The sequence below is a fragment of the Stenotrophomonas sp. 2619 genome (assembly GCF_040548725.1).
GTDB classification, from domain to species: Bacteria; Pseudomonadota; Gammaproteobacteria; order Xanthomonadales; family Xanthomonadaceae; genus Stenotrophomonas; species Stenotrophomonas maltophilia_AP.
Genome location: NZ_JBEPSF010000010.1, coordinates 125745 through 140015, shown reverse-complemented (window position 1 = coordinate 140015; position 14271 = coordinate 125745). Strand labels below are relative to the sequence as shown.

The 14271-nt window shown below is 68.1% G+C and carries 14 protein-coding genes; 7 read left to right on the top strand and 7 right to left on the bottom strand.

What is annotated here, in order from left to right:
- The first annotated feature begins 132 nt into the window (after positions 1-132).
- Entirely contained in the window at positions 133-564 is a 432-nt protein-coding gene (locus ABIA71_RS11885; protein ID WP_038686119.1) for a CBS domain-containing protein, read from the top strand.
- On the top strand, positions 561-914 hold the full coding sequence (locus ABIA71_RS11880; protein ID WP_354285361.1) for a hypothetical protein: 354 nt from the start codon (positions 561-563) through the stop codon (positions 912-914). Before ABIA71_RS11885 ends, ABIA71_RS11880 begins: the two co-directional genes overlap by 4 nt.
- 72 nt (positions 915-986) lie before the next feature.
- Here ABIA71_RS11880 and ABIA71_RS11875 read toward each other — a convergent pair whose 3' ends face one another.
- Both ABIA71_RS11875 and ABIA71_RS11870 read right to left on the bottom strand, forming a co-directional pair.
- Entirely contained in the window at positions 987-2438 is a 1452-nt protein-coding gene (locus ABIA71_RS11875; RefSeq protein WP_354285360.1) for a UdgX family uracil-DNA binding protein, read from the bottom strand.
- A 1-nt stretch (position 2439) separates the two neighbouring features.
- Positions 2440-3726: a putative DNA modification/repair radical SAM protein gene (locus ABIA71_RS11870; protein ID WP_354285359.1), complete on the bottom strand. Its 1287-nt coding sequence runs from the start codon at positions 3724-3726 to the stop codon at positions 2440-2442.
- 298 nt (positions 3727-4024) lie between these two features.
- On the opposite strand from ABIA71_RS11870, the gene ABIA71_RS11865 reads away from it, so the two are divergent.
- Positions 4025-4486: a DUF2846 domain-containing protein gene (locus tag ABIA71_RS11865; RefSeq protein WP_235318908.1), complete on the top strand. Its 462-nt coding sequence runs from the start codon at positions 4025-4027 to the stop codon at positions 4484-4486.
- Between the two features lie 79 nt (positions 4487-4565).
- On the opposite strand, the gene ABIA71_RS11860 is transcribed toward ABIA71_RS11865, so the two are convergent.
- Together ABIA71_RS11860 and gloA are read right to left on the bottom strand one after the other, a co-directional pair.
- A complete protein-coding gene (locus ABIA71_RS11860; protein ID WP_354285358.1) occupies positions 4566-5000 on the bottom strand; it encodes a VOC family protein in 435 nt (144 codons plus the stop codon).
- Between the two features lie 138 nt (positions 5001-5138).
- Positions 5139-5666, bottom strand: coding sequence for a lactoylglutathione lyase (gloA, locus tag ABIA71_RS11855; protein WP_128097929.1), 528 nt, complete (start codon positions 5664-5666; stop codon positions 5139-5141).
- Between the two features lie 111 nt (positions 5667-5777).
- Between gloA and ABIA71_RS11850 the strand changes: the two genes are divergently transcribed.
- Positions 5778-6890, top strand: coding sequence for a PLP-dependent cysteine synthase family protein (locus tag ABIA71_RS11850; RefSeq protein ID WP_128097930.1), 1113 nt, complete (start codon positions 5778-5780; stop codon positions 6888-6890).
- A gap of 248 nt (positions 6891-7138) precedes the next feature.
- Here ABIA71_RS11850 and ABIA71_RS11845 read toward each other — a convergent pair whose 3' ends face one another.
- Positions 7139-7534: a hypothetical protein gene (locus ABIA71_RS11845; RefSeq protein WP_128097931.1), complete on the bottom strand. Its 396-nt coding sequence runs from the start codon at positions 7532-7534 to the stop codon at positions 7139-7141.
- A gap of 157 nt (positions 7535-7691) precedes the next feature.
- On the opposite strand from ABIA71_RS11845, the gene ABIA71_RS11840 reads away from it, so the two are divergent.
- Complete coding sequence (locus tag ABIA71_RS11840; protein ID WP_354285357.1) at positions 7692-9725, top strand: M3 family metallopeptidase; 2034 nt, start codon at positions 7692-7694, stop codon at positions 9723-9725.
- Positions 9726-9955: 230 nt separating this feature from the next.
- On the opposite strand, the gene ABIA71_RS11835 is transcribed toward ABIA71_RS11840, so the two are convergent.
- Both ABIA71_RS11835 and ABIA71_RS11830 read right to left on the bottom strand, forming a co-directional pair.
- Entirely contained in the window at positions 9956-10756 is an 801-nt protein-coding gene (locus ABIA71_RS11835) for an SDR family oxidoreductase (protein ID WP_354285356.1), read from the bottom strand.
- Entirely contained in the window at positions 10747-11340 is a 594-nt protein-coding gene (locus ABIA71_RS11830) for a DUF1415 domain-containing protein (RefSeq protein ID WP_137190420.1), read from the bottom strand. Before ABIA71_RS11830 ends, ABIA71_RS11835 begins: the two co-directional genes overlap by 10 nt.
- Before the next feature lie 254 nt (positions 11341-11594).
- Here ABIA71_RS11830 and ABIA71_RS11825 point away from each other — a divergent pair, with 254 nt between their 5' ends.
- On the top strand, positions 11595-13061 hold the full coding sequence (locus ABIA71_RS11825; protein WP_354285355.1) for a benzaldehyde dehydrogenase: 1467 nt from the start codon (positions 11595-11597) through the stop codon (positions 13059-13061).
- 14 nt (positions 13062-13075) lie between these two features.
- Positions 13076-14200: an NAD(P)-dependent alcohol dehydrogenase gene (locus tag ABIA71_RS11820; protein WP_354285354.1), complete on the top strand. Its 1125-nt coding sequence runs from the start codon at positions 13076-13078 to the stop codon at positions 14198-14200.
- The last annotated feature ends 71 nt before the right edge of the window (positions 14201-14271 follow it).

Here is a 14271-nt window from a genome sequence, read left to right as displayed (position 1 = left end):
ATTTGCAAACTCCTGGGCCAAGTCGCAGTCGTAGAATCGAGTGACCGAGGATCGGGCAGACGCATGGCGCCGCCTCCCTCGCTGCAACCAGGCGCACCTCTCGACTTCAGTAACCTGTAACAGGAAACAAGAATGAACGTCCGCGAACTCCTGCAATCCAAGAAAGATGCAATCGTCACCATCGATGTCGAGGACACCATCGGTGCCGCCGCGCACAAGATGAGCGCGCACAAGATCGCTGCCCTGGTGGTGATGAAAGACGATGCGCCGGTGCGGATCATTTCCGAGAAGGACATCGTGCGCAGCCTGGCCGACGACGGCCCGCAGGCCGGTCGCCGGGTGATCGCCAGCTTGCCGTCTGCCGGCCTGGAAGGCATCGCCCCGGACGCAACGCTGAAGCAGGCGATGGCGCTGATGACCTACTCGCGCCACCGCCACCTGATGGTGACCGAAGATGCCAAGCTGGTCGGCATCCTGAGCCTGGGCGACATCGTCAAGAACCTGCTCAGCGAGCTGGAGCTTGAGAAGGCGGTCCTGCAGGACATCTACATGGCGGCGCATTGACGCCAGCGCATCGCATCGCGGATCGGTGCCGACCCCGCGTCGGCACGCATCCCCGCCGCATCACTGTTGGTCTGTTCTACCTGCTGCTGATTCCGGCGGCATACGCCACCACCCAATGCCCCCCTGAAGCCGGCCACAAGCCGGAATGGATCGGCTGGTTGGCGCTGGCGCTGGCGCTGCTGGGCGCGGGTCTGGTCGGCGGCCCGGTGTTGGCAGGGTGGGTCTTCGTGCGCAGCAAGGGCGCGCGGCTGGGCTGGCGTGTTGTGGCCGCCTTTGTCGGGCTGTCGCTGATGCTCGGCGTGTGGATGGGCGCCGGTGCACTGGCCCGCCACCTCATCCTGCTTTGCTGAGTAGTGCCGGCCGCTGGCCGGCAACCCCCTGACGCGTTCGATGCCGCGTCCGCCGCCAAACGCCCACGTGCATCAACCGTCGCGCCGCGCCTCCACCAACCGCCGCAGATCCTCCACCAGCCCCCGATACGCCTCTTCCCGCGCCTCACCCTCGCCCTGTCGCAGCACCCATGCCGGGTGCACGGTGGCGAACGCACGCGTGCCGTCTTCGAGCGAGTGCCAGCGTCCACGATTCGCCATCAGGGTGAAGCCCGCGCCGAACACCGCTGTTGCCGCGCTGGCGCCCAGGCACACGATCACCTGCGGGCGCACGTTCTCGATCTCGCCCATCAGCCAGGGGCGGCAGGCGTTGATGTGGGTGATCTGCGGCGTGCTGTGGATGCGCCGCTTGCCGCGGCGTTCGAAGCGGAAATGCTTCACCGCGTTGGTCAGGTAGAGGGTGCTGCGGTCGATGCCCAGTTCACGCAGTGCGCGGTCCAGCAGTTGACCCGCCGGCCCCACGAACGGGTGGCCGCTGAGGTCTTCGGCGTCGCCGGGTTGTTCGCCCACCAGCATGATCCTGGCGTTCTGCGGGCCCTCGCCGAACACGGTCTGCGTGGCCGGTTCCCACAACGGACAGCGGTGGCAGCCTGCCGCAGCCGTGCGCAGCGCATCCAGGTCATCACCGTTGGCGGTGGCCGGTGAGCGCAGCGCGATGCTGCGTTCGGGAATGCGACGCTGCGGGGGCTGCGCGGTACGGTCGTGCATCTCCTGCACGCGGTCGCCTGCATCGCGCACCAGCTGCGGCAACAGCGTCGCTTCCGGCAGGTGCTTCCAGTACCGGGTCGGCATCTCCTGCTGCATCATCCGGGTGTTGAGCCGGGCGGGATTGAAGATGTTGGCGTAGTAGGTGCGCCAGAGTTCTTCGCGTGCATCCTCGGTGGGGGCATCGGCCTGCGTCTGGCCCGGACCGAACGTGAGCGCGTGGCCGTCCCAGCGCACGCTGCGCGAGGGCGTCAGGATCGCCCAGCGCATGCCGGTGAAGCGGCGTGCGAAGAACGGCGCGACGCGATCCACGATGTGGTGGTCCGGCTCGAACCAGGCGATGAAGGCGTCCTGTTCGCCCGGCACTTCGCGGAAGCGCACGAACGCCTTCATTTTGTGCGTGTCGCGGCGCACCGCCTGGCTCAGCGCCGTCGCGCGCAGCACGTCCGGGTCGGTGGGGGTGGCGAGCAGCCCGCGCTCGCCGTGGGCGATGCGCCACAGCATGCGGTACAGCAGCGGCAGCCGCTGCGGGTCGCGGTGGCACAGGCAGGTGGCGGCCAGCTCGACGAACGCCTTGGACACATAGGTGGGTGCGTCGTGCGCTGTATCGGCCACTGCTTCAATGGCCTGCAACGGCGGCGCATCCAGCAGCGAGACCTCCTCGCCGTGCAGCCAGTCCAGCTGCTCCGGGGACACCGCGTGGCGCAGCGCCAGGCGCGCGGCATCGCGCCACGCATCCAGCGACCACGGCGGGTCGATGCGTACACTCCAGCGTGCCATCTCAGTGCGGGGCAACGGCGTCGAACAGGGAGCCCTGCGTGGGCGGGGGGGCCAGCCGCGCGCGCAGCGTGGCCGGGTCATCCAGCTGCTTGCGGGGGTGATGGTCGGCCAGTTGCACGAACGGCAGCAGCTTGGCCATCGGCGCGCGCAGGCGGGCCACATCGACCACCCGCAAGCGCACCTGGCGGCGCGCCATCAGCACGCGCTTGACGTTGCGCACGCCCAGCCCGGGCACGCGCAGCAGCAGTTCCTTCGGCGCGCGGTTGAGGTCCACCGGGAAGCGCTCCGGGTGCCGGATCGCCCAGGCCATCTTGGGGTCGATGTCCAGGTCGAGCATGCCGCCCTGGGTGGTATCGGTGATTTCTTCCACGCCGTAGCCGTAGAAGCGCAGCAGCCAGTCGGCTTGGTACAGGCGGTGTTCGCGCGCCAGCGGCGGTGGCTGCAGCGGCAGCATGCGGCTGGCGTCGGGGATCGGGCTGAAGGCGGAGTAGTACACCCGGCGCATGCGGTAGTTGCCGTACAGGTTGTCGGCCGCAGTGAGGATCTGCTGGTCGCTGGCGCCGTCGGCACCCACGATCATCTGCGTGCTCTGGCCGGCCGGCGCGAACTTCGGCGGGCGGGGGCGCGACACGCGCGGCGCCGGTGTTGCCGATGGCGCAGCGTCGCCTTTGCGCGCGTCCTTGGCTTCTTCGATGCGCCAGCGCAGCTCGCCCATCGCGCCGCGGATGGAGGGCAGGGACTTCTCCGGCGCAAAGCTGGCCAGCCCGGCCTCGGTGGGCAGCTCGATGTTGATCGACAGGCGGTCGGCGTAGCGCCCCGCGGCGGCCAGCAGTTCCGGCGATGCTTCGGGAATGGTCTTGAGGTGGATGTACCCGGCGAAGCGGTGTTCCTCGCGCAGCTGGCGCGCCACCTCCACCATGCGTTCCATGGTGTAGTCGGCGTTGCGGATGATGCCGCTGGAGAGGAACAGGCCCTCGATGTAGTTGCGCTTGTAGAAATCCAGCGTAAGCGTCACCACTTCGGCGACGTTGAAGCGCGCCCGCGGCACGTTGCTGGACACCCGGTTGACGCAGTAGGCGCAGTCGTAGATGCAGAAGTTGGTCAGCAGGATCTTCAGCAGCGAGACGCACCGCCCATCCGGGGTATAGCTGTGACAGATACCCGCGCCCTCGGTGCTGCCGATGCCACCGGATTTGACCGAGTTCCGCTTTCCCGCGCCGCTGGAGGCGCAGGAAGCATCGTACTTGGCGGCATCGGCGAGGATGGCGAGCTTGCGCAGGGTGTCCATGCGGGCACCCTAAGCAGGGACGATCTCATCCAGTGAGATTGGCCGCGGGGCATCCTGAAGCGTTCACGTCAACGCGCGCGAGCGGTTCATCCGTACGCGCCGCAGGTGCCCATTCACGGTCTTCACATTCCCGGCTAGACTTCGCCCCGGTGCCGCTGGCACCGGCAGGGACGCAGGTTGGCCAGGACGGGCACGGCATCGGGAGCACGCTCTCGTGTGCGGAGTTGCGCCGGGGAATTGCCAGCCGCCTTCCCGCCGGAACCGCGTCGCCTCTCATCCAATCATCAGGGGGCAGTACGTGAACAAGGTTTCGTTGTTGGGGATGGCCGCGGCCATTGCCCTGTTGTCCGGCTGTGCAAGCGTGCCGATGTCCGACAAGGGCATGGTGGAGACCGCCAAGACCTTCCCCACGCCCGAAGCGGGCACCGCCGGGGTGTATGTGTTCCGCAACAGCTTCGTCGGCAAGGCGCTGAAGAAGGACATCTGGATCGACGGCGAATGCCTGGGCGAAAGCGCCGACAAGGTGTTCTTCTACACCACGGTGCCGGGCGACCGTGAGCACACCTTCTCGACCGAGTCGGAGTTCTCGCCGAACGACCTGAAGGTGCAGACCGAATCGGGCCGCAACTACTTCATCCAGCAGTCGATCCGGATGGGCGTGTTCGTGGGCGGTGCCAAGCTGGACGTGGTGCCCGAAGCCGAAGGTCGCCGCCAGGTGGCCGGGTTGAAGATGGCCCGCAAGGGTACGTGTTCGCGCTGATCGGGCAAGGACCGTCACGAGGCGGGCGCGCGCGTTGCGTGCCCGCCCTGGGGCGGTGTGCCGGGCACAGGGCGCTGGTCTACTGCGAGAAGCTCACCTTCACCGCGTCGGCGCTGTAGTCGGCAGGGCCGTGGTAGACCACTTCGATGTTGTTGCCGTCCGGATCGATCGCGAACGCGGCGTAGTAGCCCGGGTGGTACGGGCGTTCGCCGGGGGCGCCGTTGTCCTTGCCACCGGCGTCCAACGCGGTGCGGTGGAACGCATCGACGGTGGCACGGTCGCGGGCCTGGAAGGCCAGGTGGTGGCGGCCGGTAAGCTGCCCGGCAGCGGCCTCGCTGCTGGCGGTGGATATAAACAGCTCGTCGGCCCAGAAATAGGTGTCGCCTTCACCGGCGATGGGGATGCCGATGCTGTCGAACACTGCCTGGTAGAAACGGCGGCTGGCGGCCAGGTCCTTGACCACCAGTTGCAGGTGGTCGATCAGGCGACCCCGGTACAGTTCCATGGTTTCCATGCGCACTCCTCGGCTTGGGCAGGTGCGCAGGTATACCACCGGGGCGAGGCCGCCGCATGGGCGCGGCGTGCACGTTGCTGACCCGGGGGCGGTGGTGTGCCGACCTACGGCCGGCACCCACCGCTGAATGCACCGTTCTCAGGCGATCGGGGTGTTGGAGATGATCTCCACCCAGTAGCCGTCGGGGTCCTTGATGAAGGCCAAGTGCTTCATGCGGCCGTCTTCCAGGCGCTTCTGATAGGGCACCTGCAGGTCATCGAAACGCTTGCAGGCGGCCTGGATGTCCGGCACCGACACGCAGATGTGGCCGAAGCCGCGCGGGTCGCTGTTGCCGTCGTGGTAGACCGGGCCGTCCTGGGTTTCGGTGCCGTGGTTGTGGGTCAGCTCCAGCACGCCGGGAATGCCGGCCATCCACACCCGGCGCGCGTCGTCGCCCTCGGGGATCTGCGTGCCGGCCGGCAGCAGGGCCAGGAAGTACAGGCTGAACTGCGCTTCGGCGAAGTCGCGCTGGTCGATCAGGCGGAAGCCGAGCACGCGGGTGTAGAAGTCCAGCGAGGCGGCAATGTCCTTCACGCGCAGCATGGTGTGGTTGAACACGAAACCGGTGGTTTCGGCCGGCGGCTGGGCGGCAACGCCGGGCTGGGACTGCAGGGAAGCAACGCTCATGGGGGGAATCCTGTGGCAGCGGGGGCCGTGGGTTCACGGCCATGGCGCCCATTTTAGCGGGGGGAGTGCAAGGCGACGTAGAATGCTGCGTCTCCTTGCACAGTCCTGGCCATGTCGCAGCGTGAATGGGTGGCTGCCGCCATCCGCAAGATCGAAGCCGATTTCAACCGTTCGGCCGATACCCACCTGATCCCGATGGATCTGCCCGGGCATGCCGGCATCGACCTGTATTTCAAGGACGAGTCCAGCCACCCCACCGGCAGCCTCAAGCATCGCCTGGCGCGCTCGCTGTTCCTGTATGCGCTGGCCAACGGCTGGCTGCGCGAGGGGCGCCCGGTGATCGAGGCCTCCAGCGGCTCCACGGCGGTGTCCGAGGCGTATTTCGCGCGGCTGCTGGGCCTGCCGTTCATCGCGGTGATGCCGGCCACCACCTCACCGGAGAAGATCGCGGCGATCGAGTTCCATGGCGGCCGTTGCCACCTGGTCGAGCGTGCCTGCGACCTGAACTGCGATTCGGAGAAGCTGGCGCGCGACACCGGGGGCCACTTCATGGACCAGTTCACCTACGCCGAGCGGGCCACCGACTGGCGCGCCAACAACAACATTGCCGAGTCGATCTTCAAGCAGATGGCCGAAGAGCCGCACCCGGTGCCGGAATGGATCGTGTGCAGCCCGGGCACCGGCGGCACCGCGGCCACGCTGGGCCGTTACGTCAGCTACCGCCGGCACGACACCCGCATCCTGTGCGCGGACCCGGAAGTGTCGGTGTTCTACGACGGCTATTGCGCGGCCCTGGCCGGGCAGCCGTGGCGCGAGCTGACCTGCAGTGGCGGCTCGCGCGTGGAAGGCATCGGCCGGCCGCGGGTGGAATCCAGCTTCATTCCGACCAGCGTCGATGCGATGGTGAAGGTGCCCGACGCGCTGAGCCTGGCTGCGATGCGGCACGTGAGCCGGCAGCTGGGGCGCCGCGTGGGCGGCTCGACCGGCACCAACTTCATCGGCGTGCTGCAGGCGGCGGAGATGATGCGCAAGGCGGGCCGCAGCGGCTCGATCGTGACCATCCTGTGCGACAGCGGCGAACGCTACGCGCACAGCTATTACAACCCGGACTGGTACCCCCGCCAGGGCATCGACGTGGAGCAGTCCGACGCGCTGATTGCGGCGGCGGTGGCGGGGCAGGGGCTGCCGGCGCTGCCGTGCGTGTCGTTGGAAGCGTTGTACTGAGCCGAGCGGCCGGGCAACACACGGCGGCATTTGCCTTCAGCCCGTAGCGCCGGGCTCTGCCCGGCTGATGTTGCATCCACGCCGGGACGTCAGCCGACCAACGGTCGGCTCTACCCCCTTGCACGCGCCGGGACGTCAGCCGACCAACGGTCGGCTCTACCCCCTTGCACGCGTCGGGACGTCAGCCGACCAACGGTCGGCTCTACCCCCTTGCACGCGCCGGGACGTCAGCCAACCAACGGTCGGCTCTATGCTTGTACGCGCTGGTAGGCGTCCAGCACGGTGTCGCGCAGGACCGGTGGCAGCGTTTCATAGGTGGCCGCGAGGTCGTCGAAGTGCAGGGCCAGGTCGACGTCGAGACGCTGGCCGGCCTGCACGGCCAGGATGACCAGCAGCGTGCACAGCACGAACTCGCGTTCGTGGCCCGGCGCATAGTGCGCGGCGCCGCGTTCGATCACCTCGTAGGGGTACCAGAGCTGGTCCTCGTGCAGCCGGCCCTGCTGCGGTCCCACCACCTGCTGCAAGGCCGTGCGGTGGCGCGCCTGCTCTTCGGGGTGGCCCAGCGCGGCAATCCAGTCCAGTTCGGCGTGGCTGGCCGTGCCGATCAGCGCGAAGGCCGGCAGGGTGTGGGTGACATCATCCATGATCGCTCCGGACCGCCACGGTGGGGCCTTCAGCGTCGGTCCGGCGCCGTCAGCCGCGCGTGAACATCGGCTTGCCGGACGGGCGCAGGGCTTGTGCCGGGGTGGGGGCGATGCCATATCGTGGGCGAATGCCGCGGTGCGGCCCCGTTGTCTGGAGATGCCTGTGACCCCCACCAACCCCCTGCTCGACTTTTCCGGCCTGCCGCGTTTCGACGCGATCCTGCCCGAGCACATCGGCCCGGCCATCGACGCGTTGCTGGCCGACGCCGAAGCCGCGGTGAAGGCCGCCGAAACCGTCAGCCCGGTCACCTGGGCCAGCTTCGTGGTGCCGCTGGACGATGCCACCGAACGCCTCTGGCGCGCCTGGGGCCAGGTGGGCCACCTGCAGGCGGTGGTCAACACGCCGGCACTGCGCGAGGCCTACAACGCCACTCTGCCCAAGGTGACCCGGTTCGGCAGTGCGCTGGGCCAGAACCTGGCGCTGTTCGAGCAGTACCGGCGCTTGGCGGCCGCCCCCGAGGCGGCCGGTTTTGATGAGGCCCAGCGCAAGGTGCTGGACAACGCGCTGCGCGATTTCCGCCTGGGCGGTGCCGAGCTGGACGACGACGCCAAGGCACGCTTCAGTGCGATCAAGGAAGAGCTGTCGGCGCTGTCGGCGAAGTTCTCGCAGAACGTGCTGGACGCCACCGACGCGTGGTCGCTGCACGTTGAAGACCGCGCCGAGCTCGACGGGCTGCCCGAGGACGTGATCGCATCCGCACGCGTGGCCGCCGAAAAGGACGGATTGCCCGGCTGGAAGCTGACCCTGCAGATGCCGTGCTACCTGCCGGTGCTGACCTACGCCACGCACCGCCCGCTGCGCGAAACCCTGTACCGCGCCAACGCCCTGCGTGCCTCCGAATTCGGCGATGCCGCGCTGGACAACAGCGCCAACATCGACCGCGTGCTGGCCCTGCGCGCGGAACTGGCCGCGCTGCTTGGCTTTGCCAACTACGCCGCGTATTCCATCGCCACCAAGATGGCCGAGGACGCCGACCAGGTGCTCGGCTTCCTGCGTGACCTGGCCGCGCGCGCCAAGCCGCACGCGCAGCGCGACCGGACCGAACTGGATGCCTTCGCCCGCGACGAACTCGGCCTGCCCGCGCTGGAAGCGTGGGACCTCGGGTTTGCCAGCGAGAAGCTCAAGCAGGCTCGTTACAGCTATTCCGAGCAGGAGGTGAAGCAGTACTTCACCGAGCCGAAGGTGCTGGCCGGCCTGTTCGGTGTGATCGAAGGTCTGTACGGCCTGCAGGTGCAGCCCGACAGCGCGCCGGTGTGGCACCCGGATGTGCGCTTCTTCCGCTTGGTGGATGCGCAGGGCGCGCTGGTCGGCCAGTTCTACCTGGACTTGTACGCGCGCGAGGGCAAGCGCGGTGGCGCGTGGATGGATGACTGCCGCAACCGCCGTGATACCGCCCAGGGCGTGCAGACGCCGTTGGTGTACCTGGTGTGCAACTTCGGCAAGGGCACCGACGGCGCGCCGGCCACCTTCAGCCATAGCGACGTGACCACCCTGTTCCACGAAATGGGCCATGGCCTGCACCAACTGCTCACCCGCATCGGCGAGCTCGGCGTGGCCGGCATCAATGGCGTGGAATGGGACGCGGTGGAGCTGCCCAGCCAGTTCATGGAGAACTTCTGCTGGGAGTGGGCGCGCGTGCAGGCCATGACCGCGCACGTGGACAGCGGTGAACCGTTGCCGCGCGCGTTGTTCGACCGCATGCTGGCCGCGCGCAACTTCCAGAGCGGCATGTTCACCGTGCGCCAGCTGGAGTTCGCGCTGTTCGACATGCAGCTGCACAGCAGCTTCGACCCGGTGCAGGACACCGTGCTGCAGCTGCTGGAACGCGTGCGCGACGAGGTGGCGGTGAACCGGCCGCCGGCATGGAACCGCTTCCCGCATCAGTTCAGCCACATCTTCGCCGGCGGGTATGCCGCCGGTTACTACAGTTACAAGTGGGCCGAAGTGCTCAGTGCCGATGCCTACGCCGCGTTTGAAGAGGCCCCGGACCAGGTGGCTGAAACCGGCAAGCGCTTCCGCGACGAAGTACTGTCGCGCGGTGGCAGCCGCAGTGCCGCGGAAAACTTCGCCGCCTTCCGCGGCCGTGCACCGAACGTGGACGCGCTGCTGCGCCATAACGGCATGGCGTGATCCTGGCCCGGTGGCCGTCATCATCGCAATGCATCTAGCGCAACCCCGGTAGTGCCGGCCGCTGGCCGGCTCCACGCACCAGGTAGTGCCGGCCGCTGGCCGGCTCCCCGGAATGCATCACGCCCTGTACCGGCGGCATGGTGCAGAGCCGGCCAGCGGCCGGCACTACCGGGCGTCGTGGTCATGCGTCGTGCGCGCGTACCGACCGTTGGTCGATTCGCCCCCCGCCGTCATTCGGCGTAGATCATCTTCCGGGTCATGCCGCCATCCACCACATGGTCCTGGCCGGTGATGAAACCGGACAACGCCGACAACAGGAACACCGCCAACGCACCGATGTCTTCCGGCTGGCCCACGCGGCCCACCGGGTGCTGGGCGTGATCGCGGCGCGACAGCTTCGGTGTGCGTCGTCGCGCCGGGGCCTGCCAGGCGTCGGTGGTGATCCAGCCGGGGCTGATGCTGTTCACCCGCACGGCCGGGCCTTCGCTGATGGCCAGCGCATGGGTGAAGGCCACCAGCCCGCCCTTGGCCGCCGCATAGGCCTCGCTGTCCGCTTCGGACTGCCCGGCGCGGGTGGAGGCGATGTTGAGGATGGCCCCACCATGCTCGCGCAGGGCCGGCAGCGCGTGCTTGCTGCACAGGAACGCCCCATGCAGGCTCGACAACCGGCGCTGCCATTCGTCCAGCGGCATCTGCGCCAACGGGGTGCCATGCGCCGCGGCGATGCCGGCATTGTTGACCAGCCCATCGATGCGCCCAAAACGCGTCAGCGCCGCTTTGACCAGCGCCTGCACGCTACGCTCGCGGGCCACGTCCGCGCGCTGGAACGCCGCGCGTTCGGGCAGCGCCCACTCTTTCAGGCAGGCCTTGCCGGCCTCCGCATCCAGGTCGGCAATCATCACGCTGCCGCCGGCGCCCAGCACCGCCTGCGCGATGCCGCGGCCCACGCCCTGCGCACCGCCGGTGACGATCACCACGCGGTCGCGCAGCGGCTGCGTAGCCCAGTCGGTGATCGACGGCGTCAGTGGCATCGCGAGTTGTCCTTGCGCCCCAGCAGGCGGGTCCAGCCTTCCACGCCCAGCTTGTCCAGCGTCTCGATGTTGCGCTCCACGATCACGTCCGGGTCCGGGAACGCAGCGACCGCGCGTTCCACGCTGTCTTCGCGCAGCAGGTGCAGGGTCGGGTAGGGCGAGCGGTTGGTGTAGTTGCTCACATCGTCCGGTGCCACGCCTTCGAACTGGTACTGCGGGTGGAAGCTGGCCACCTGCAGGATGCCCTGCAGGTCCAGCGCCTCGATCGCCGCATCGGCGTTGTCGAGGAAATCGTTGTAGTCCAGGAAATCGGTCAGCACGTACGGGTGCACGATCAGCGTGGTGTCGGTCTCTTCCGGCGAGGTGTCGCGCAGTCGCAGCAACTCCTCGGCCAGCTCTTCCACCAGCGCTTCGGGCGTGGTCGCATCGCTGAGCACGAAACGTACCTGGTTTTTCACGTAGACGGCCTTGGCGAACGGGCACAGGTTCAGCCCGATCACGATCTGCTCCAGCCAGGTCCGGGTCTCGGCGATGAAGTCGGTGCCGTCCGGGGCGCTGTCGTCGGTGAAGGCGTGCTCATTCATGGCGGGCGATATCGCGGGCTGGGCAGGCGATTGTACGGCGCATGGCCGCACGCACGCGTGGTGGCGCCGTTGCCATGCACACCACTGTCCATTAACTGGACACCGGGCATGCTTGAAATCCCTTTACCGGCAGGGGCTTGCGCGTTTCCCGCGAACGGCCAATAGGCAGTGCGGCGCGGCAGGTATCCAATGCCAGGGTGAACCATGTGCAGAAGACGGCCATACGGCCGTGCTTCGTCCAAAGGAGCCAACAGATGCATGCAACCTCGGAATTCCTCCCCACCGCGCTGTGGTCCGGCAAGCTGTTCGACGGCCAGTGGCAGTCCGGCGCCAGCGCCCAGGACGTGATCGAACCGGCCACCGGCACCGCGCTGGGCCAGATCGCGATGACCGACCCGGCCGGCATTGCCGCCGCCGCCGGCACCGCCGCCACCGCCCAGCGCGACTGGGCGGCCGCACCCTACGAAACCCGCGCCCAGGTGCTGCGCCGGGCCGCCCAGCTGGCCGAGCAGTACAACGATGAGATCGTGGAGTGGCTGGTCCGCGAGAGCGGTTCGACCCGGCTCAAGGCCGGCTTCGAGGCCAAGGTGAACACCAAGGCGCTGCATGAAGCGGCCGCGCTGCCGTCGCGCAGCATCGGCGAAGTGCTGCCGTCCGAACCCGGTCGCCTGAACCTGGCACGCCGCCGCCCGCTGGGCGTGGTGGGCGTGATCGCCCCCTTCAACTTCCCGCTGTACCTGGCCATGCGCGCGGTCGCCCCGGCGCTGGCGCTGGGCAATGCGGTGGTACTCAAGCCCGACCCGCGCACGGCGGTATGCGGTGGCTTCGTGATTGCACGGCTGTTCGAACTGGCCGGGTTGCCGGCCGGTCTGCTGCACGTGCTACCCGGTGACGGTGCCGCCGGTGCCGCGCTGACCAGCGACCCCAACATCGCGATGATCCAGTTCACCGGGTCCACCGGGGCCGGGCGCAAGGTGGGTGAAGCGGCCGGCAAGCACCTCAAGAAGGTGTCGCTGGAGCTGGGCGGCAAGAACTCGCTGATCATCCTGGACGACGCCGACATCGACCTGGCCATCGCCAATACCGCCTGGGGCGTGTACCTGCACCAGGGCCAGATCTGCATGGCCACCGGTCGCGTGCTGGTCCAGCGCAGCCTCTACCCGCGCTTCCTGGAAAAGCTGGTGGCCAAGGCGAAGTCGCTCAAGGTCGGCAACCCGGCCACCGGCGATGTGGCGATCGGCCCGCTGATCAATGCCCAGCAGCGTGACCATGCCGCAAAGATCGTGGCCGATGCGCAGGCCGCCGGTGCCACGCTGGCCACCGGCGGCAGCTACCAGGACCTGTTCTTCGAGCCGACCGTGCTCAGTGACGTGGGCCGCGACAACCCGGCCTTCCACGAAGAAATCTTCGCGCCGGTGGCGGTGGTGGTGCCGTTCGACACCGACGACGAGGCCGTGGAACTGGCCAACGACAGCGAGTACGGCCTGTCGATGGCGATTGTGTCCAGCAACGTGGGCCGCGCGCTGAAGCTGGGCGAACGCCTGCGCACCGGCCTGCTGCACATCAACGACCAGACCGTGAACGATGAAGTGATCAACCCGTTCGGCGGCGTGGGCGCGTCCGGCAACGGCACCAGCATCGGGGGGCCGTCCAACATCGACGAGTTCACCCAGTGGCAGTGGCTGACCGTCAAGGGCGAAGCGCCCGCCTACCCGATCTGAACAAGGAAACGAGCATGACCGCTACAGCAGAACTGCGTGACATCACCGTGGCCGTGGTGCGCGAGAAGGAACAGCCCTTCACCATCGAACCGGCGCGCATCCGCGCCCCGCAGGACGACGAAGTGCTGGTGCGCGTGATCGCCACCGGCCTGTGCCATACCGACCTGATCGTGCGTGACCAGTACTACCCGGTACCGCTGCCGGCGGTGCTCGGGCATGAGGGGGCCGGCATTGTCGAAGCGCTCGGCCCGGGCGTGAAAGACCTCAAGGTCGGCGACCACGTGGTACTCACCTACGGCGCGTGCGGCCACTGCAATCCGTGCAGCGGTGGGCATGGCGCGTACTGCAGGGACTTCTTCGGACTCAATTTCGGCGGCGGCGCGCTGGACGGCAGCACCGCCATCCAGGACCCGGACGGCAATCCGCTGCACGATCACTTCTTCGCGCAGTCCTCGTTCGCCACCTATGCGTTGAGCCGCGAGAACAACGCGATCAAGGTGCCCGACGACGCCCCGATCGAACTGCTGGGCCCGCTGGGCTGCGGCATCCAGACCGGTGCCGGCGCGGTCATCAACTCGCTCAAGGTCACTGCCGGCAGCAGCTTTGCCAGCTTCGGTGCGGGCGCGGTGGGCCTGAGTGCGGTGATGGCTGCGCGCGTGGCCGGGGCCACCACCATCATCGCCATCGACGTGGTGCCCTCGCGGCTGGAACTGGCTACCGAACTGGGCGCCACCCACGTCATCAACAGCCGTGAGGTGGACGTGGTGGAGGCGGTGCGTGCGATCACCGGCGGTGGCGCCACCTTCGCACTGGAATCCACCGGTCGCCCCGAGGTGCTGGCGCAGGGCATCGAGGCGCTGGGCGGGCGTGGCACGATCGGCGTGGTGGGCGCGCCCAAGCTGGGCACCAAAGCCGAGTTCGACGTCAACAACCTGCTGCTGGGCGGGCGCAGCATCCGCGGCATCGTCGAAGGCGACAGCGTGCCCAAGGTGTTCATCCCGCAGCTGGTGCAGCTGTACCAGCAGGGCCGCTTCCCGTTCGACAAACTGGTGAAGTTCTACCCGCTGGACCAGATCAACCAGGCCGCCGAAGACAGTACCCGCGGCATCACGCTCAAGCCGATCCTGACCATCGGGTAGTGCCGGCCGCTGGCCGGCAGCACGCTGAAACACACCGTCGCGGGCCGCGGGGCCTGCGACGGTGCAGTCAG